Source organism: Streptomyces flavovariabilis (assembly GCF_000725785.1).
Taxonomy (GTDB): Bacteria; Actinomycetota; Actinomycetes; order Streptomycetales; family Streptomycetaceae; genus Streptomyces; species Streptomyces hawaiiensis.
Map to the genome: position 1 here is coordinate 327,929 of NZ_JNXD01000005.1, position 20,324 is coordinate 348,252.

General features: G+C 69.6%; 13 protein-coding genes, 1 tRNA gene and 1 rRNA gene. 2 read left to right on the plus strand and 13 right to left on the minus strand.

The annotated features are described in order from the left end of the window. The first annotated feature begins 23 nt into the window (after positions 1-23). Positions 24-788 carry an SDR family NAD(P)-dependent oxidoreductase gene (locus IO24_RS0112170; RefSeq protein WP_031134897.1) on the plus strand — a complete coding sequence of 255 codons (765 nt, stop codon included), beginning with the start codon at positions 24-26 and terminating at the stop codon, positions 786-788. A 222-nt stretch (positions 789-1,010) separates the two neighbouring features. Here the strand turns inward: IO24_RS0112170 and IO24_RS40580 are convergent, their stop codons facing one another. The 10 genes from IO24_RS40580 to IO24_RS0112220 all read right to left on the minus strand — a co-directional run bounded on the left by IO24_RS40580 (position 1,011) and on the right by IO24_RS0112220 (position 16,134). Beyond that, the gene (locus tag IO24_RS40580; RefSeq protein ID WP_031134899.1) at positions 1,011-1,298 is read right to left on the minus strand and encodes a hypothetical protein; all 288 of its coding nucleotides are present in this window, start codon (positions 1,296-1,298) and stop codon (positions 1,011-1,013) included. Between the two features lie 195 nt (positions 1,299-1,493). Next, positions 1,494-1,964, minus strand: coding sequence for a Dps family protein (locus tag IO24_RS0112180; protein ID WP_031134901.1), 471 nt, complete (start codon positions 1,962-1,964; stop codon positions 1,494-1,496). Positions 1,965-2,174: 210 nt separating this feature from the next. After that, on the minus strand, positions 2,175-2,555 hold the full coding sequence (locus tag IO24_RS0112185) for a helix-turn-helix domain-containing protein (protein ID WP_031134902.1): 381 nt from the start codon (positions 2,553-2,555) through the stop codon (positions 2,175-2,177). Positions 2,556-2,664: 109 nt separating this feature from the next. Continuing rightward, positions 2,665-3,210 carry a CinA family protein gene (locus IO24_RS0112190; RefSeq protein WP_031134903.1) on the minus strand — a complete coding sequence of 182 codons (546 nt, stop codon included), beginning with the start codon at positions 3,208-3,210 and terminating at the stop codon, positions 2,665-2,667. Then, entirely contained in the window at positions 3,207-4,112 is a 906-nt protein-coding gene (gene pgsA, locus IO24_RS0112195; protein WP_031134905.1) for a CDP-diacylglycerol--glycerol-3-phosphate 3-phosphatidyltransferase, read from the minus strand. The genes IO24_RS0112190 and pgsA overlap by 4 nt, the downstream gene beginning before the upstream one ends. Continuing rightward, positions 4,109-5,587, minus strand: coding sequence for a 30S ribosomal protein S12 methylthiotransferase RimO (gene rimO / locus IO24_RS0112200; protein WP_078899215.1), 1,479 nt, complete (start codon positions 5,585-5,587; stop codon positions 4,109-4,111). The genes pgsA and rimO overlap by 4 nt, the downstream gene beginning before the upstream one ends. Positions 5,588-5,680: 93 nt before the next feature. Then, the gene (locus IO24_RS0112205; RefSeq protein ID WP_031134909.1) at positions 5,681-6,529 is read right to left on the minus strand and encodes a helix-turn-helix domain-containing protein; all 849 of its coding nucleotides are present in this window, start codon (positions 6,527-6,529) and stop codon (positions 5,681-5,683) included. Positions 6,530-6,792: 263 nt separating this feature from the next. Further along, positions 6,793-9,546: a DNA translocase FtsK gene (locus IO24_RS0112210; RefSeq protein ID WP_031134911.1), complete on the minus strand. Its 2,754-nt coding sequence runs from the start codon at positions 9,544-9,546 to the stop codon at positions 6,793-6,795. A gap of 128 nt (positions 9,547-9,674) precedes the next feature. After that, a complete protein-coding gene (locus IO24_RS0112215; RefSeq protein WP_031134913.1) occupies positions 9,675-10,355 on the minus strand; it encodes a response regulator in 681 nt (226 codons plus the stop codon). Between the two features lie 307 nt (positions 10,356-10,662). After that, entirely contained in the window at positions 10,663-16,134 is a 5,472-nt protein-coding gene (locus IO24_RS0112220; protein WP_078899217.1) for a HAMP domain-containing protein, read from the minus strand. A 380-nt stretch (positions 16,135-16,514) separates the two neighbouring features. Between IO24_RS0112220 and IO24_RS0112225 the strand changes: the two genes are divergently transcribed. Next, positions 16,515-19,265, plus strand: coding sequence for a SpoIIE family protein phosphatase (locus IO24_RS0112225; protein ID WP_031134917.1), 2,751 nt, complete (start codon positions 16,515-16,517; stop codon positions 19,263-19,265). Positions 19,266-19,312: 47 nt separating this feature from the next. On the opposite strand, the gene IO24_RS0112230 is transcribed toward IO24_RS0112225, so the two are convergent. The 3 genes from IO24_RS0112230 to rrf all read right to left on the minus strand — a co-directional run. After that, positions 19,313-19,385 (minus strand) — tRNA-Thr (locus IO24_RS0112230). Between the two features lie 74 nt (positions 19,386-19,459). Next, positions 19,460-20,122 carry a DegT/DnrJ/EryC1/StrS family aminotransferase gene (locus IO24_RS0112235; protein WP_031134919.1) on the minus strand — a complete coding sequence of 221 codons (663 nt, stop codon included), beginning with the start codon at positions 20,120-20,122 and terminating at the stop codon, positions 19,460-19,462. A gap of 114 nt (positions 20,123-20,236) precedes the next feature. Continuing rightward, positions 20,237-20,324: ribosomal RNA gene (gene rrf, locus IO24_RS42010) — 5S ribosomal RNA — on the minus strand; the annotation flags it as partial.

Consider the following 20,324-nt stretch of genomic DNA (forward strand, 5'->3'; position numbering starts at 1 on the left):
AGAAACGCTCGTACGGTCCCTGTATGCCCGTCACGGCGTACGACCTCACCGGCCGCACCGCGTTCGTCACCGGCGCCGCGAGCGGCATCGGCCGCGCCTCGGCACTTCTGCTCGCCGAGGCGGGCGCGACCGTGCACTGCGCGGACCAGGACGCCGAGGGCCTGCACGAGACGGCGGCCCTGATCAAGGGCGGCGGCGGCACAGCCCACACCCACGCCCTCGACGTCACCGACCGCGCCCTGCTGAGGCGGGCCCTCACCTCCTGTGAACGCCTGGACGCCCTGGCCGCGGTCGCCGGGATCATGCACCGCAGTCCTGTGCTGGAGACCCGGGACGAGGACCTCGACCGGGTACTGAACGTCAACTTCAAGGGAGTGCTGTACGCCTGCCAGGAGGCGGCCCGCCTGATGATCGCCGGCGGCACCCGGGGCAGCATCGTCACCATGGCCTCGGGCGCCGTGGACACGGGCGGCCCCGGACTGCTCTGTTACGGCGCGGCCAAGGCGGCGGTGGTCCAGCTGACGAAGACACTCGCGACGGAGGTCGGCCGGCACGGCATCCGCGTCAACGCGGTCGCCCCGGGCTGGATCCGTACGCCGATGACCGACCGCGAGGACAGCGGGTCGCAGGCGCACACGGAGTCCGTCATGGCCCGGATGTCACCCCTGGGCCGCGTGGGCGAGCCCGAGGACATCGCCCACGCGATCCTCCACCTGGCATCCGACGCCTCAGCCTTCACAACAGGTCAGATCCTCCGTCCGAACGGGGGTGTGGCGATGCCGTGGTGACCCACCCCTGCCCATCAGGGCCCAGCCTCACCGGCCCAGGACACCGACCAGTACTCGCACCCGCCCGGACAAGCCCCCGCCCGTCGACCCCCGCAGGCCCACCACCGATCACCACGCCCCCCGGGCCACCGCTCCCGCCCAAGCCGCGAACCACCGCCCCGATCACGGCACGCCCCGGGCCACCACCCCTCACGCAGCAACCCCTAGAGCCAGAACAGCCCCCTACACTCCCCCCGACTTCACCCGCGCCGCACCCCCACCCCCGCCCCAGGCCCTCAGAACCCTCCGCCACCGCCCGGCCCCCACAACCCCGCGCGCCCGCCGCTTGGGCACGCAGTGCACGGGCAGCACGCTCAGCCCCCATCCCCCGGCCGCGACCGCCGCCTCCAGCACCCCCGCCTCAGGCACGGCCGCCAGCCGCAGCACGGCCCACCACCACAGCACCCCCAGCCCGAGGGCGGCCCCGCGGATCCCCCAGCGCCGACTCCCCCGGCGCGCTATCCCCGCCATGGCCGCCACCTCCAGCCCGACGCTATTCGGCCACCCGGGCCGGCGGACAGGGCGCACCACAGGCACACGGGCGCATCGCGCACACCGCTCAGGCCGCGCCCGCGCACCCGGCCCACGCCACGCAGACCCGCGCGCCGAGCGATCGCGAAACCCGCGCCCGGCCCGTCACTCGCTCCCGCGCCCTCTCCCGTCACGTCACCCGTTCTCGGCCTGGAACATCCAGTGATGCTTCTCCAGGTCGGCCGTGATCCCGATGAAGATGTCCTGGCTCACCGGATCCGGCTCACCGGTCGTCTCGATGCGTTGCCGCATCCGCGCGATCACCGCGCCCAGCGCTTCGACGAGCGTGCCCACGGCGGCCGCGTCGTCGACCCACCCTTCGGGGGTCACCCCGATCCCGCTGCCGACGGCCACCGTCGCGGCACGCCCGTCAGGAGAGATCCCGAGGGCCGCGGCGCGCTCGGCCACGGTGTCGGAGTACTTCCGCGCGGTGTCGACGACCTCGTCGAGCTGAAGATGCACGGAACGGAAGCGCGGCCCCACCACGTTCCAGTGGATCTGCTTCGCCACGAGGGCGAGGTCCACCAGATCGACAAGGGCACCTTGCAGCGCCTCGGACACGGTCTTCAGGTTCGCGTCCGACAACGAGCTCTTCACGACGTACATCCGCACCTCCGAGGACTGCCCCCCGCCATCCCCTCAACGATGACCGCCGCACGCCACACCGGCAAACGCACATAAATCAGACACGGGGGGCATGAGGCGACATGATGGCGTCAGCCTGCCCCCAGCAAGCGAAAACCCCGGGCGGCACCCCTCCGGATCTTCCGGAAAGGCCCGGCCGGGGCCTCGATCATGCCGTGTGAGCGAAGAACCTCACGCGGCGACGACGTCCACCGCTTCGGCAGGCGCCTTGATGGTCACCCGTTCCGGTGGCACACCGGCCACCGATACGGAACCCAGCATCGAGCGAACCGGCGTGGGTACAGGCTCGCTGGGGGTGGCCGCAGCAGACTGGGCCAGCTCGGCGAGGGCGAGCTCGTCGCTCACTTCCCGCATGAGCTCGGACATCCGTACGTCCAGCGCGTCGCAGATGGCGGAGAGCAGCTCGGAGGAAGCCTCCTTCTGCCCCCGCTCCACCTCGGAGAGATAGCCGAGTGAGACTCGGGCGGACGAGGAGACTTCGCGCAGAGTACGGCCCTGGCGCTGGCGCTGCCGACGCAGCACGTCACCCAGCAGGCGACGGAGCAGAATCATCGGTGGCTCCCTCCTCGGACCGCGTAGCCGCATCCATTACGCCCCACCGTACCGCCTTGCGCCGCGGCCGTGCGGGGAGCGATGTCGTGTTCACTCAGGGCTGCAAACATCAAAACCCCCCGTTCCGTTCCGTATCCTGTGCCCGCTCATTCCCGGTCTGTTCGCCCGCAAGCTCCTTCAGGAGCAGCGCGAGTACGCTCCGTACACTCTCTCTACGAATTTCCTCGCGTCCGCCGTTCAACCGCAGAGCCTCCACTTTTCCGCCGCCGGCAGAACCGGAACCGGCTCCGGCGGGTCCGTCCACGGCGACGAAAACCGTGCCGACAGCCTGCCCGTCCTGCGGCTCGGGACCCGCGACACCGGTGGTCGCGATGCCCCAGTCGGCGCCGAGCGCCTTGCGAACGCCGGCCGCCATCTGGGTCGCGACCTGCGGATCCACCGCTCCGCGCGCCGCCAGCAGGGTGGCGTCGACACCGAGCAGGTCATGCTTCAGGTCGGTGGCGTAGGCGGTCACGGAGCCCCGGAAGACCTTGGACGCCCCGGGGACGGATGTGATCTCCGCCGCAACGAGACCACCGGTCAGCGACTCCGCGACAGCGAGCGTCCTGCCCTTCACCGTGAGTAGTCGCACCACGTCGGTGGCCCTGGAACTCACGCTTCCTTCTCCTCCAACGCGGCCTTGCGCTCGGCGATTCCCTGCCTGCGCAGCACAATGGCCTGTTTCACATAGTCGAGCCCGGTCACCACGGTCAGCACGACCGCCGCGGCCATCACCCACCACCTCAGGGTGGCCAGCCACCCCGTCAGCACCAGCACATACATGCCGACGGCCACGCCCTGGGTGAGGGTCTTCAGCTTGCCTCCGCGGCTGGCGGGGATGACGCCGTACCGGATGACCAGGAAACGCAGCAGGGTGATCCCGAGTTCCCTGCCGAGGATGATGCCGGTCACCCACCAGGGCAGATCGCCGAGCGAGGACAGACAGACCAGCGCCGCCCCCATGATCGCCTTGTCGGCGATGGGGTCGGCGATCTTCCCGAAGTCCGTGACCAGGTTGTACGTGCGCGCCAGGTGACCGTCGAACAGGTCCGTGATCATGGCGACGGCGAAGGCGGCCCAGGCGAGGGACCGCCACACCGGGTCGTAGCCGCCGTCGGCGAGCATCAGCGCGACGAAGGCCGGTACGAGGACCAGCCGGAGCATGGTCAGGAGGTTGGCGATGTTCCAGACACTGGCCTGGTTGACGGCCGCGGCAGCGATCTTCCCGCCGCGCGGGGTCTTCCCGTCGCCCTGGGCGTCATCGTCGACGCCCTCGCCGTGGACAGTCCCACCCGCACCGGGTGCCGCCCCGGCAGCCCGGCCGTGATCCACCCCGGACGAAGCACCGGGTTCCGCACCGGGCGCCCCGCCATCGGAAGACCGCGCGGCCACCCGCCCGGCCACCTCCCCCGGGGCCACTGGGGCCACTGGGGCCGCGGACGCCGGAGTGCCCGCTCCGGCCGCTGCCCTTCTCGCGCCGGAGGAGCCTCCCGCCGCGGATGCCGGGACACCGGTCATCTGCCCGCCTCCTCACTCCACGCAGGCGACGTGAGCGAGCCCTGCAGCGGCTCGGCCACCAGGTCGACACCCTCCGTACCGACCACCTTCGCCTCGACCATACGGCCGGTCCTCAGACCCGCGCCGCTCGTGAGCAGCACCTGGCCGTCCGTCTCGGGCGCCTGGTGCTCGGCACGGCCGTACACACCGTCCTCGTCGACGGACTCGACGAGGACCCGCACGGTCTGGCCGACGCGGTCCTCCGCCCGCTGCGAGACGAGTTCCTCGGCCAGTCGCGAGATGTGGGCCAGCCGCTCGGCGACGACGTCCTCGTCGAGCTTGTCGTCGTAGGTCGCCGCCTCGGTGCCCTCCTCGTCGGAGTAGCCGAAGACGCCGATGGCGTCCAGCCGCGCGCCGTTCAGGAACCGCTCCAGCTCGGCGAGGTCGGCCTCGCTCTCGCCGGGGAAGCCGACGATGAAGTTGGAGCGCACTCCGGCCTCGGGTGCCTTGCTGCGGATGGTGTCGAGCAGCTCCAGGAACCGGTCGGTGTCGCCGAAGCGGCGCATCGCGCGCAGCACGCCGGGCGCGGAGTGCTGGAAGGACAGGTCGAAGTAGGGCGCGACCTTCGGGGTCGAGGTCAGCACGTCGATGAGGCCGGGCCGCATCTCGGCGGGCTGCAGGTAGCTGACGCGGACGCGCTCGATGCCGTCGACCTCGGCGAGCTCGGGCAGCAGCGACTCCAGCAGACGGATGTCGCCCAGGTCCTTGCCGTAGGAGGTGTTGTTCTCGGAGACCAGCATGATCTCCTTCACGCCCTGCTCGGCCAGCCACCGCGTCTCGTTCAGCACGTCGCTGGGGCGGCGGGAGATGAAGGAGCCGCGGAAGGAGGGGATGGCGCAGAAGGAGCAGCGCCGGTCGCAGCCGGAGGCGAGCTTTACGGAGGCGACCGGGGAGCCGTCCAGACGGCGGCGCAGGGGCGCGCGGGGGCCGGAGGCCGGAGCCAGTCCCTCCGGAAGGTCGGCCGGGGCGTGCCCGGGCAGTGCGACCCCGGTGGCCGACTCCTGGCGCTCCGCGGGGCTGATCGGCAGCAGCTTGCGCCGGTCGCGCGGGGTGTGCGAGGCGTGGATGCCGCCGTTGAGAATGGTCTGCAGGCGGTCCGAGATGTCCGAGTAGTCGTCGAAGCCGAGCACGCCGTCGGCCTCGGGGAGGGCTTCGGCGAGTTCCTTGCCGTACCGCTCGGCCATGCAGCCCACGGCCACGACGGCCTGGGTTCTGCCGTGCCCCTTGAGGTCGTTGGCTTCGAGGAGGGCGTCGACGGAGTCCTTCTTGGCGGCTTCGACGAAGCCGCAGGTGTTCACGACAGCGACGTCCGCGTTCTCGGCTTCCTCCACGAGCTGCCAGCCGTCCGCCTCCAAACGGCCTGCGAGCTCCTCCGAGTCCACCTCGTTACGGGCGCAGCCAAGGGTGACGAGTGCGACGGTACGGCGTTCAGGCATGGGCTCAAGACTACTTCGTCCCGCTGACACCCCACGTCGACGGGGTTGGCCGTTTCCCGGCCAACCCCGTATCAACTGGACCTTTCGGTCTGATCACCCGGCTTCGGGGTCGCCCTTGGTGTAGGTCAGGCGCTCGACGGAGCCCGGCTGGAAGTTCTCCTCGATCTTCTTGCCGTTGACGAAGAGGTCGATCGCGCCGGCGTCTCCGAGGACGAGGTGGACCTTCGAGCTGTCCTGGAAGGTCTTGGAGTCACCCTGCTTGAGGACACCGTCGAAGATCATCCGCCCGTTGTGGTCCTTGGCGGCGATCCAGCTGCGCCCGTCGGCGGCGGCCACCTGGACCGTCACCTTGTCCTGCGGCGCGGCCGCGATGGCGCTGTCGGACGCCTCGGGCTTGGGGTCGGCGGGCTTCTTGGTCTTGGTGGTCGGGGAGGCGGAGTCGCCGGGCGTGGAGCCCTCGGCCACGTTCGCCTCGTTGCCGCCGTCGTCCCCGCCCTGGAACATGGTGAACCCGACGAAGCCGATCACGGCGACGATCGCGGCGACCATCGCCGCGGTCCAGTTGGGCCCCCGCCGCTCCGGACGGATACGTTCCGCCTCGAAGAGAGGGGCTGCCGGGGTCGGTGCCGGACGTCCGCCGTGCTCGTCTCCGTACTGGGCGAGCAGCGGCGCGGGATCGAGGTTGACGGCCTTGGCCAGGGTCCTGATGTGCCCACGGGCGTAGACGTCCCCACCGCAGGGGGAGAAGTCGTCCGCCTCGATCGCGTGCACGATGTTCATGCGGACCCGGGTGGCGCTACTGACGTCGTCGACGGTCAGCCCGGCGGCGATACGAGCCTGCTGCAGGACATGGCCGATGGAGGGGCGGGCTTCCTCGCGGTCTGCTTCGACGTGCTCGTTTTCGAACGGACGCTCGTCTTCAGGGGAGTTGCCGATGGACACGGGGGCGCCTTTCGAGCGTGTAGCCGCCTGTGCTGGAAGTTCAGTCTAGGGGGGTACCAAAAGGGTGGGGCAACCGGGCGGTGTCACTTTGTACGCCATCGGAATGGCCCGACATTCCGATGGTGGGCTCACTGCTTGTCGTTTCCCTCAACTTGACGTACGCCGAAGGGAAACGGTTGCTCGATGATCCCTTACGGGTGTGTCACGATCCGGCCACCCGATTGCCGTAACGCCCCGCGTGGCGATCACCGTGTCCCGTTTCCCTACCCTTCAGACTCCCCCCGGATCAGGGCGAGCACGCCATCCAGCTCATCAGGCTTCACAAGAACGTCACGTGCCTTCGAACCCTCGCTCGGTCCGACGATGTTCCGGGACTCCATCAGGTCCATCAGCCGGCCGGCCTTGGCGAAGCCGACGCGCAGCTTGCGCTGGAGCATGGACGTCGACCCGAACTGCGTGGAGACGACCAGTTCGGCCGCCTGGCACAGCAGGTCGAGGTCGTCGCCGATGTCCTCGTCGATCTCCTTCTTCTGCTTGGTGCCCACGACGACGTCGTCCCGGAAGACCGGCGTCATCTGGTCCTTGCAGTGCTGGACGACGCCCGCGATCTCCTCCTCGGTGACGAAGGCGCCCTGCATACGGGTGGGCTTGTTGGCCCCCATCGGCAGGAACAGCCCGTCGCCCTTGCCGATGAGCTTCTCGGCGCCGGGCTGGTCGAGGATGACCCGTGAGTCGGCCAGCGAGGACGTGGCGAACGCCAGCCGCGACGGCACGTTCGCCTTGATCAGACCGGTGACGACGTCCACCGACGGCCGCTGCGTGGCGAGCACCAGGTGGATGCCGGCCGCGCGCGCGAGCTGCGTGATGCGCACGATCGCGTCCTCGACGTCCCGCGGCGCCACCATCATCAGGTCGGCGAGCTCGTCGACGATGACCAGCAGGTACGGATACGGCTGGAGCTCGCGCTCGCTGCCCTCGGGCGGCTTGGCCTTGCCCTCGCGCACGGCCCGGTTGAAGTCGTCGATGTGCCGGTAGCCGTAGGCCGCCAGGTCGTCGTAGCGCAGGTCCATCTCGCGCACTACCCACTGGAGCGCCTCGGCGGCCCGCTTGGGATTGGTGATGATCGGGGTGATCAGGTGCGGGATGCCCTCGTAGGCGGTCAGCTCGACCCGCTTGGGGTCGACGAGAATCATCCGCACGTCCTCGGGGGTCGCCCGCATCATGATCGAGGTGATCAGGCAGTTGATGCAGGACGACTTGCCGGAGCCGGTGGCCCCCGCGACCAGCATGTGCGGCATCTTCGCCAGCGAGTGCATGACGTAGCCGCCTTCGACGTCCTTGCCGAACGCCACCAGCATCGGGTCGTCGTCCTCGGCGGACTCCGCCAGCCTCAGGACGTCTCCGAGGTTGACCATCTCCCGGTCGGTGTTGGGGATCTCGATGCCGACCGCGGACTTGCCGGGGATCGGGCTGATGATCCGCACGTCCGGGGAGGCGACGGCGTAGGCGATGTTCTTGGTCAGCGCGGTGATCCGCTCGACCTTCACGGCGGGGCCGAGCTCGACCTCGTAGCGCGTGACCGTCGGCCCGCGGGTGAAGCCGGTGACACTGGCGTCCACCTTGAACTCGGTGAAGACAGTGGTCAGTGACTCGACGATGAGGTCGTTGGCGGCGCTGCGGGCCTTGCCCGGGCCGCCACGCTCCAGCAGGTCGAGGGACGGCAGGGAGTACGTGATGTCGCCGGAGAGCTGGAGCTGCTCGGCGCGCGGGGGCAGGTCGCGAGGCTTGGCGGGCGGGGACTTGGTGAGGTCGCGGACGCCCGCCTTCGGCTTCTGCGGCTCGGGCTCTTCCTGTTCGGGCTTGTCCTGCTTGAGCTTCTCCTGCTGGGGGCGTGCGGCCGGGACGGGCGTCGGCGTGGTCGCCTCCTGGTCCCCCACCCGCACGCCCTGGGTGAGGTCGGCGACGATCGGCGAGGGCGGCATACCGTGCAGCACGGCACCGTCGAGCGCGGCGGCGGCCGCCGCGGCGACGTCCACGGCGTCCCTGGGCCGGTCCATGTCGGGCTGCGGCACCGCCGAGCGGCGGGGACGGCCCCGGCGCCGCGTGAGGGCCTCCTGCTCGGCACCGTCCGGGTCGTACGCCGCGGGCGCCGGCGCACGCCGGCCGCGCGGGCGCGCGGGCAGCGCCTCGCGCCACTGTTCCTCGTAGCGCTCGTCGTCCTCGTCGAATCCGAACTCGTCCTCGGCCGGGTCGCGGACGATCCCGAGACGCACCCCGAGCAGCCGCAGCCGCTGCGGAATGGCGTTGACCGGGGTGGCGGTGACGACCAGCAGCCCGAACACGGTCAGCAGCACCAGCAGCGGCACGGCGAGCACGTCACCCATGGCGTACGACAGCGGGGTCGCCATGGCCCAGCCGATGAGACCGCCGGCGTCCCTTATGGCCTGCATGCCGTCGCCGCGCGCGGGCGAGCCGCACGCGATGTGGACCTGGCCGAGGACGCCGATGACGAGCGCGGACAGGCCGATGACGATGCGTCCGTTGGCCTCGGGCTTCTCCGGGTGGCGGATGAACCGCACGGCGATGACGGCGAGGAGTATCGGCACGAGCAGGTCGAGCCGGCCGAAGGCGCCGGTCACCAAAATCTCGACGAGATCGCCCACGGGGCCCTTGAGATCGGCCCAGGTACCCGCGGCGACGATCAGCGCGATGCCGAGCAGCAGCAGGGCGACGCCGTCCTTGCGGTGGGCCGGGTCGAGGTTCTTGGCACCCTGCCCTAGGCCGCGGAACACGGCGCCGACGGCGTGCGCCACACCGAGCCACACGGCGCGCACGAGCCGGTAGATGCCGCCGGTGGGGCTGGGGGCCGGTCTGGGCGCGACCTTCTTGGCCGCGGCCTTCCTGGCGGGCACCTTTTTCGCGGGAGCCTTCTTGGCGGCGGCCTTCTTCGCCGGAGCCTTCGAGGCCGCCTTCTTCGCGGGCGGCGGCTTCTTGGCTGCGGAGGGACGTGAGGCCATGGGTGTGAGGTTACCGGGGGAGACGACAAGGGACACGTGTGTCTACGGCTTCACCCGTTCGTGTCGCTCCGGGAGAGGCACCAAACTGACGCGCGGTCACGGGCGGACCAATCCGGCCTGCGCACGCGTCAGTTCTGTGAGGACACCGAGGAGGCGCTCCCGGTGCCCGGCTCCAGCGCGTCCAGCGCCCGCCGCAACCCCGTGAGCTTGCGCTCCAGATGAGCCGCCGTGGCCACCGCGGCCGCGTCCGTCGACTCGTCGTTGAGCTGCTTGGTCAGCGCTTCGGCCTGCTCCTCGACGGCCGCGAGCCGCGCGGAGAGCTCCGCGAGCAGGCCGGCCGACTCCTTGGTCTCGCCGCCCGCGTCCTTGCCGTTGCCCTCCAACTGGAGCCGCAGCAGCGACGCCTGCTCCCGCAGCTGGCAGTTCTTCATGTACAGCTCGACGAAAACGGAGACCTTCGCGCGCAGCACCCACGGGTCGAACGGCTTGGAGATGTAGTCCACCGCGCCCGCCGCGTAGCCCCGGAAGGTGTGGTGCGGCCCGTGGTTGATCGCCGTGAGGAAGATGATCGGGATGTCCCGGGTCCGCTCGCGGCGCTTGATGTGCGCGGCCGTCTCGAAGCCGTCCATGCCAGGCATCTGGACGTCCAGCAGGATGACCGCGAAGTCGTCCGTGAGCAGCGCTTTGAGCGCTTCCTCCCCGGACGATGCCCGCACCAGCGTCTGATCGAGCGCAGAGAGGATCGCCTCCAGCGCCAGCAGATTCTCCGGCCGGTCATCGACCAGGAGGATCTTGGCCTTCTGCACCATGGCCCGCCCTCCTCGCCCCGGCGTGGGGCCTCCCCTGTCCGCAGGACCTGCGGCAGCACCGGTGGGTGCCGCCCCAGGGGGCGACTCCCTTGCGTCGCCCGTCCTTGTGCCGGTCATCGTAGCCGCACCCCGCCCGTCACCACACCCAGTCACCGTGATGTCACTGTGCACGTAGCAGAAACGCAGCGGGAGACCAGAAGGTTCCCCAGATCTTGTACTTCTACACGACTATGCGCACACCGAGTCGGCGACAGCGCGTGAACACCGAACCTTCCCGTCATGGTCGCGCAACTGCCCGACGTTCCCCTCATTCCCCTCGCATCCACTGATCCATCACCGCCAGCAGGTGATCGGGGTCGACCGGCTTCGTCACGTAGTCCGAAGCACCCGACTCGATCGCCTTCTCGCGGTCGCCCTTCATCGCCTTCGCGGTCAGCGCGATGATCGGCAGCCCGGCGAACTGCGGCATCCTGCGGATCGCCGTGGTCGTCGCATAACCGTCCATCTCGGGCATCATGATGTCCATCAGCACGACCGCCACGTCGTCGTGCTGTTCCAGGACCTCGATGCCCTCACGGCCGTTCTCCGCGTACAGCACGGACAGGCCGTGCTGCTCCAGGACGCTGGTCAGGGCGAAGACGTTACGGATGTCGTCGTCGACGATCAGGACCTTCTGGCCGCCGAACCGGATGCCGCGGTTCGGCCTCGGCGCCGGCTCCTGCTCGGACGGGGTCCACCGCTCCAGCTGCGCGGAGCGCGGCGGCAGCTCGGGCATCCTGCGGCGCCGCCGGAACAGGGCGGCCGGCCCGTTCTGCGCCTCGCGGTACGACGACACCTCGGCCGGCGGCTCGGCCTCCACGTCCGACAGCTCGGACGGGCCGGACGTCGACGCCACCAGGTCGCCGGCCTCCAGGGCGGGCAGCTGCTGCTGGTAGCCCTGCGGCGGCAGTTCACTGGGGTGCAGCGGCAGATACAGCGTGAACGTCGAGCCACGGCCCGGCTCGCTCTGCGCGTAAATCTCACCGCCGAGCAGCTGAGCGATCTCGCGCGAGATGGACAGCCCGAGGCCCGTACCGCCGTACTTGCGGCTGGTGGTGCCGTCGGCCTGCTTGAACGCCTCGAAGATCACCCGCATCTTGCTGGACGCGATGCCGATCCCGGTGTCGGTCACGGAGAACGCGATCAGCTCGGCGTCCGGATCGGTCAGCGACCCGGTCTCCAGCAACTGCTCCCGGATCTTCTGCGGCACGTCGTCCCGTGCCGGCCTGATGACCAGCTCCACCGACCCGGAGTCGGTGAACTTCACCGCGTTCGACAGCAGGTTGCGCAGCACCTGGAGCAGCCGCTGCTCGTCGGTGTGCAGCGTCGCGGGCAGCTCCGGCGAGACCCGCACCGACAGATCCAGGCCCTTCTCCGCGGTCAGCGGGCGGAAGGTGGCCTCCACGTAGTCCACGAGCTGGACGAGCGCGATCCGCGTCGGGGAGACGTCCATCTTGCCCGCCTCGACCTTCGACAGGTCGAGGATGTCGTTGATGAGCTGGAGCAGGTCGGAACCGGCCCCGTGGATCGTCTCGGCGAACTCGACCTGCTTCGGGGAGAGGTTCCCCTCGGCGTTGTCGGCCAGCAGCTTCGCGAGGATCAACAGCGAGTTGAGCGGCGTACGCAGCTCGTGCGACATGTTCGCCAGGAACTCGCTCTTGTAGCGCATCGACACCGCGAGCTGCTCGGCGCGCTCCTCCAGGACCTGCCGCGCCTCCTCGATCTCGGTGTTCTTCACCTCGATGTCGCGGTTCTGCTGGGCCAGCAGCTCGGCCTTCTCCTCCAGTTCGGCGTTGGACGCCTGGAGGGCCTTCTGCCGCTGCTCCAACTCCGCCGACCGCTCACGCAGCTGCTCGGTCAGCTCCTGCGACTGCGCCAGCAGCAACTCGGTCTTGGTGTTGACGGAGATGGTGTTGACGCTCGTCGCGATCATCTCCGCGATCTGGTTGAGGAAGTCCTTCTGGATCTGCGTGAACGGCGTGAACGACGCCAGCTCGATCACCCCGAGCACACTGCCCTCGAACAGCACCGGCAGCACGATCACCTGCGCGGGCGGCGCCTCACCGAGCCCCGAGGAGATCCTCAGATAGCCGCTCGGCGCGTTCTCCACCAGGATCGTGCGCTTCTCCTCGGCGGCCGTCCCGACCAGTGCCTCGCCCGGCTGGAACGACGTCGGCATGGAGCCCATCGAGTAGCCGTACGAGCCGAGCATGCGCAGCTCGTACTGGTCGTCGTCAGCGGCGTTCATGTCCTCGCCGTCGACCAGCGGCATCGCCACGAAGAACGCGCCGTGCTGCGCGGAGACCACCGGGGTGAGCTCGCTCATGATCAGCGAGGCCACGTCCTCCAGGTCGCGGCGTCCCTGCATCAGCGCGGAGATCCGGGCCAGGTTGCCCTTGAGCCAGTCCTGCTCCTTGTTGGCGATCGTGGTGTCGCGCAGGTTGGCGATCATCTTGTTGATGTAGTCCTGGAGCTCCTGGATCTCCCCGGACGCGTCCACGTCGATCTTCAGGTTCAGATCGCCGCGGGTCACCGCGGTCGCCACGCGCGCGATGGCACGCACCTGCCGGGTCAGGTTCCCGGCCATCTCGTTCACCGACTCGGTCAGGTCCCGCCAGGTGCCGTCGACGTCACGCACGCGTGCCTGGCCGCCGAGCTGCCCTTCCGTGCCCACCTCGCGGGCGACCCGGGTGACCTCCTCCGCGAAGGACGACAGCTGGTCGACCATCGTGTTGATGGTCGTCTTCAGCTCCAGGATCTCGCCGCGCGCATCGATGTCGATCTTCTTCGTCAGGTCACCCTTGGCGATGGCCGTGGTCACCATGGCGATGTTGCGCACCTGACCGGTCAGGTTGGACGCCATCTGGTTCACGGACTCGGTGAGGTCCTTCCACGTGCCGGCCACACCGGGTACGTGCGCCTGCCCGCCCAGGATGCCGTCCGTGCCCACCTCACGGGCCACCTTGGTGACCTGCTCGGCGAACGAACTCAGCGTCTTGACCATCGTGTTGATGGTGTCGGCGAGCTGCGCGACCTCTCCGCGCGCCTCGATGGTGACCTGCCGCGTCAGGTCACCGTTGGCGACCGCCGCCGAGACCTGGGAGATGTTCCGCACCTGAGTGGTGAGGTTCTTCGCCATCAGGTTGACGTTGTCGCTCAGGTCCTTCCAGATGCCCGTGACACCCGGCACGTGCGCCTGGCCGCCCAGGATGCCCTCGGTGCCCACCTCACGGGCCACGCGGGTCACCTGCTCGGCGAAGGACGACAGCTGGTCCACCATCGTGTTGACGGTCGTGACCAGTTCGAGGATCTCGCCCTTGGCATCGACGGTGATCTTCTTCGACAGATCACCCCGGGCCACCGCCGTCGTGACCTCGGCGATGTTGCGCACCTGGATGGTCAGGTTGTTGGCCATGCCGTTCACGGACTGCGTGAGGTCCTTCCAGGTGCCGGAGACACCTTGCACCTCGGCCTGGCCGCCCAGGATGCCCTCGGTCCCCACCTCACGGGCCACACGTGTGACCTCCTCGGCGAAGGACGACAGCTGGTCCACCATCGTGTTCAGGGTGTTCTTCAGCTCCAGGATCTCCCCGCGCGCGTCCACGGTGATCTTCTGGGACAGGTCACCCCGGGCCACGGCCGTGGCCACCTGGGCGATATTGCGCACCTGGCCGGTCAGGTTGGACGCCATGCCGTTCACGGAGTCCGTCAGGTCACGCCACACACCGGCCACGCCGGGCACCTGTGCCTGACCGCCCAGCCGGCCGTCCGTGCCCACCTCACGCGCGACCCGGGTCACCTGGTCGGCGAAGGCCGAGAGCTGGTCGACCATCGTGTTGATGGTGTTCTTCAGCTCGAGGATCTCCCCGCGCGCGTCCACGTCGATCTTCTGCGACAGGTCGCCCCGGGCCACGGCCGTCGTCACCTGCGCGATGTTGCGCACCTGGGAAGTGAGGTTCCCGGCCATCGAGTTGACGGAGTCGGTGAGCTCCTTCCACGTGCCCGACACACCGTCGACGCGCGCCTGACCGCCGAGGCGGCCCTCCGTGCCCACGTCCCGGGCCATCCGCGTCACCTGGTCGGCGAAGCTCGACAGCTGGTCCACCATCGTGTTCACGGTGTTCTTCAGCTTCAGCATCTCGCCGGAGACGTCGACGGTGACCTTCTGCGAGAGGTCGCCGTTGGCCACCGCCGTCGTCACCTGGGCGATGTTCCTCACCTGTCCGGTGAGGTTCCGGAACGCCGTGTTGACGGAGTCCGTCAGGTCCTTCCACGTCCCCGCCGCGCCCGGCACCTGTGCCTGGCCGCCCAGCTCACCCTCGACACCGATCTCCCGCGCCACACGGGTCACTTCGGCACCAAAGGCTGACAGCTGGTCCACCATCGTGTTGACGGTGTTCTTCAGCTCCAGCATCTCGCCGGCCACGTCCACCGTGACCTTCTGCGACAGATCACCATTGGCCACCGCCGTCGTCACCGCGGCGATGTCCCTCACTTGAGTGGTCAGGTTCCGGAAGACCGTGTTCACCGAATCGGTGAGGTCCTTCCACGTCCCCGCCGCACCCGGCACGTTCGCCTGACCGCCCAGACGTCCCTCGGCCCCGACCTCGTTGGCCACCCGCGTGACCTCGTCCGCGAAGATCCGCAGCGTCTCGGTCATCTGGTTGATCGTCTCAGCGAGTTGCGCGACCTCGCCCCGCGCCGGAACCGTCACCTTCCGCGACAGGTCACCGTTGGCGACCGCGGTCGTCACCTCCGCGATCCCGCGCACCTGGGCCGTGAGGTTCCCGGCCATGGTGTTCACCGAATCGGTGAGTTCCTTCCACACGCCGTCGACCCCGGGCACCTGCGCCTGACCGCCCAGCGCGCCTTCGGTGCCCACCTCACGGGCCACCCGGGTCACCTCGGAGGAGAACGCGGACAGCTGGTCCACCATCGTGTTGACGGTGTTCTTCAGCTCCAGCATCTCGCCGGCCACCTGCACCGTGACCTTGCGGGACAGATCACCCTTGGCGACCGCCGTCGTCACCAGCGCGATGTCCCTCACCTGGGCCGTCAGCCGGTACGCCATCGTGTTGACCGAGTCCGTCAGATCGCGCCACGAACCCGACATGCCCCGCACCCGGGCCTGCCCGCCCAGCTTGCCCTCGGTGCCCACCTCACTGGCCACACGCGTGACCTCGTCGGTGAACGTCGACAGCTGGTCGACCAGGTTGTTGACGGTCCGCCCGACCTTCAGGAACTCGCCCCGCAACGGCTGGCTGTTGCCGTCCGGCACCTGCGTCCGCAGCTCCATCCGCGGCGACAGATCACCCTCCGCCACCGCGGACAGCACCCGGCCGACCTCGGAAACCGGCCGCACCAGGTCGTCCACCAGGGCATTCGAGTTGTCGATCGCCGTCGCCCAGGAGCCCTCACAGGCACCCGTCTCCAGCCGCTCGGTGAGCTTGCCCTCGCGGCCCACCATCCTCCGCACCCGCGACAGCTCACCCGTCAGATGCAGATTGCGGTCGGCCACCTCGTTGAAGACCGCCGCGATCTCGGCCATCACGCCGTCCCCGGACACCGTGAGCCGCTTGCGGAAATTCCCGTCCCGCATCGACACCAGGGCCGCCATCAGCCGGTTCAGGGCCGCCGTGTCCACCTCGGTCGTGCCACCGCGCACCTTGCCCTGGTTGATCGGGGACTGTCCGCCTTTCGCGCGCGTTTTCTTGCCACGCGTCGCTGCGCCAGACTCCACTGTGTCCCTCCCGCAGGGGTCGACCGTCACTGCTGTGCTCGGGTACCACGCTCGGCGTACCAGTTACTACTGCGTATTCTCTGCCCTGCATACCAGGCCGCTGACAAGGGGCTGCTGCCCAAGGTCGGCTTCGGGCACACAGCCTGCCCGCCCCTTCACAAGAAGCTTGCCCAGTGTTTCACCCCGGCCGAACCAGGCCATAACAGTTCGGCAGCTTCGCACATCGTCCGCACACCCTCCGGACGGAAACACTGCAGACCGGCATCCGATTGGACCGCGAAGGTAAGTAACCTTGCATCCGGCTGTCCAGCCGCGCCGGTCCGTCCGGCCTGGGCGGTGGCACGAAGACGAGCGGGCATCGGAGGGGCGGCCGCACACACATGACCACCGGACTGATCCCGGGGGGACAGCCCCCGGACCCCCGGCCGACGGGCGCCCTGCCGCAACAGCGGCGGGAGCCGGCCGGCCACGCAGCCCAGCACGTCGAGAACCGGTCGAGGAGTTCTGTGATCACCGCGCGCGCGGCCGCCAGTTTCGAGCCCGTGGGGCGCTCGGTCGCGAGCGCCCGCTCCTTCGTCCGCGACACCCTCCAGGGCTGGGGCTTCGCCGACATCGTCGACGACGCCGTCGTTCTCACCAGCGAACTGGTGACCAACGCCGTGGTCCACGCCGGCACCTCCGCCGACGTGCTCTGTCTGCGCAGCGACGAGGGGGTACGCATCGAGGTGGCCGACCGCTACCCCGAACGCGAGATCCCCCTGCAGGCCACGGCCATCAACATGGGAAGCCCCGACCGCGAGGGCGGCCGCGGCCTCCAGCTGTGCGCGGCCCTCGCCGGCCGCTGGGGCGTCGAGTACATCCCCACCCACAAGACCGTCTGGTTCCAACTGGACCTGCCCGCACGCGCGGTGGGCACCCGCGCTGCCGGACCGGCACTCCCGTCCCACCTGCTCCCCCTCACCGACGGCCGGGTACGCGTGGCCGTCATCCAGATCGACCGCACCGGCCACATCACCGCCTGGAACGAGGACGCCGAGGAACTCTTCGGCTACCCGGCCGAGCAGGTCACCGGCAAGCCCCTGACCGACCTCGCGGCCTGGCCGCACACCCCCGGCACCAGCACCGGCATCGCGGATGCCCTCCGTCTCTCCCGCTGGGAAGGCAGCTACGGCATCCGCGCCTCCACCGGCCGCGTCACCCCCGTCTACGCCTCCCACCTGCGCGTCCGCGACACCGGCGGCGAACCGTCAACCGTGTGCCTCCTGGTACGGGACCACGAACGGGCAGTTCTGCAGACCCCCCTGCGCGGCCCCGCCTCCGACGCCTCCACCCGCTCCGAGGGCCAGAACACCGACCCCTTCGAGGTGTTCATCGGCTACCCCGCCCCGGACGACCTCGACGGCCTCCTCCAGCGCACGGTGGAGCGCGCCCGCGACATGCTCGACGGCGACTCGGCGTTCCTCCTGCTGGCCACCGACGACGAGACGGAGCTGGAGGTCCGTGCCTCCACAGGCCTGCCCTCGGCCCGCCAGCGCTTCGCACGCGTCCCCGTCGAGGCGGGCCCCGGCCGCTACGGTTCGGCCCGCATGCCGGCCGTCCACGACGATCTGACGGCGGTCCCCGGCGCGGTACCGCTGCTGAACGGCACGGGCATGCGCTCGGTCGTCACGGTCCCGTTGAAGGTGGAGGGCCGCCTCACCGGCTCCCTCGGCGTCGCCGCCGAGGCGCCCGGCAGATACTCCAACGAGGAGGCCTTGCGCCTCCAGTTCGCCGCCGACCGCATCGCACTCGCCGTCGAATCGGCCCGCCTCGGCGAACTGGAACGCCTGCGCCGCGGCTCCCTGAACTTCCTGGTCGAGGCCTCCGACCTGCTCGCAGGCACCCTGGACCGCGACCAGACCCTGGCCCTGATGGCCCAGATGACGGTCCCCACCCTCGCCACCTGGTGCGCCGTCTACACCATCGCCCACCAGGCCTCGGAGCCCTACCTGTCGTACGTCCTGCATGAGGACGAGGAGCTCATCGACGGCATCAAGTCCCTGCTGTCGAAGATCGCCCCGCCCGACCCGGTCCCCACCCCCGGGGCCCGCGTCTGGACGGCCCCCGGCGAACTGGCCCACCAGGCGGCCCTGCGCAGTTCCATGCGCAGCCTCGGCCTCAGCGGCAGCACGACCCGCGTCACCCCCGGCATCGGCCCCACCCTCGCCACCGCCTCCGCCGTCGGCGGCGAGACCGTCGTCCTCCCGCTGGTGGCCCGCAACCGCGTCATCGGCATGCTGACCCTCGGCAAGCCGACCGACGAACACTTCCGCCAGGAGATCCTGGAACTCGCCGAGGACCTCTCCCGACGGGCCGCCCTGGCCCTGGACAACGCCCGCCTCTACTCGGAGCGCACGGCGATCAGCCAGGCCCTCCAGCGCAGCCTCCTCCCCCCGGAACTCCCCACGATCGACGGCGTCGAGGTCGAGGTCATCTACCGTGCCGCGGGCGAGGGCAACGAGGTCGGCGGCGACTTCTACGACGTCTTCCCCATCCGCGACGGCGCCTACGGTTTCGCCATCGGCGACGTCTGCGGCACGGGCCCGAACGCGGCAGCGGTCACCGGCCTGGCCCGCCACGCCCTGCGCCTGCTGGCCCGCGAGGGCCTCAGCGGCCCGATGGTGCTGGAGCGCCTGAACTCCGCCATCCTCGACGAAGGCGCCCGCAGCCGCTTCCTCACCCTCCTCTACGGCGAGATGCGCCCGCAGGAGGACGGCAGCGCGGAACTGAAGGTGGTGTGTGCCGGCCACCCGCTCCCGTTGCGCCTGCGCCAGGACGGCACGGTCGAACCGGCCGCGGAGCCCCAGCCGCTCCTCGGCGTCATCGAGGACCTGGAGCTCTACGAGCAGACCGTCACCCTCGACCCGGGCGATGTCCTCCTGTGCGTCACGGACGGCGTCACCGAACGCCGGGAGGGCGCCCGCATGCTCGGCGACGACGGCCTCGCCGATGTCCTCACGACCTGCACGGGCCTCACGGCCGGCGCTGTGGCGGCCCGCATCATGCGCGCGGTGGAACGCTTCGCGTCGGACGCCCCTTCGGACGACATGGCGATCCTGGCCATGCGCGTCCCGGGCCTTCGCAAGGACTAGAGGAACGCAAAAGGCCCCACCCGTGAGGGTGGGGCCTTTCCTTCTTGAGCCCCCAAACGGAATCGAACCGTTGACCTTCTCCTTACCATGGAGACGCTCTACCGACTGAGCTATAGGGGCCTGTTGCGTTGCGAGGTCTCCCCCGCGGCAACGGAATAGATCATACCCCGAACAGGCCCGTGCTCCCAAACACGTCAGAAGGCGGGCTGAAGAAGCCCTCCGAGGGCATTGCAGGCGGACACGATCCGATGCATGTCCCGCTTGGTCAGCGACGCATCCACGGGCAGCGCGAGAGTCTCGTCGGAGGCCCGCTCGGTCTCCGGCAGCGAAACACACCGCCGGAATTCGGGCAGCCGGTGCACGGGCGTCTTCACCGGCACCCGGCACTCGACTCCCTTGGCCCGCACGGCCCGCGCGAAGGCATCCCGATCGGGTCGCCCATTGCCCGGAACTCGCACGACGTACTGCTGATAGGTGTGCCCGTCGCCGTCGTCCGGCGTCCGTACACCCCTCAACTTCGCGTCGAGATAGGCCGCCCGCTCCCTGCGCTGGGCTATCTCGTCGTACGGCGCCTCGGATTCCCCTTGCTCGAGCACCAGCAGTCCGTGCCGCTGCCCGAGGGCGTGCAGTTGCGCGAGGTCGGCGAGCCGGCCGAAGCGGTGGACGACGACCACGGCCGCGGTCCGCGAGGTGACCGTCGCTTCCACGGCAGCGGCGTCGAGGCAGTAGGTGGCGGGATCTATGTCGGCGAACACCGGCAGGGCCCCGGCCGTGGCCACGGCTTCGGCGACCTCGACGTTCCCGAAGGCCGGCACGACGACCTCGTCACCGAGTCCGACACCGGCGGCCCTGAGCATTGCAGCAGTACCCATGCTGTGCATGGTGGTTGCGCAACGTGAACTCCAAGTGACGCGCAACAAAAAAGGGTTGGACCCGGAACAGAAGTTCCGGGTCCAACCCTTTCAATAATTGTTCGGCGGCGTCCTACTCTCCCACAGGGTCCCCCCTGCAGTACCATCGGCGCTGTAAGGCTTAGCTTCCGGGTTCGGAATGTAACCG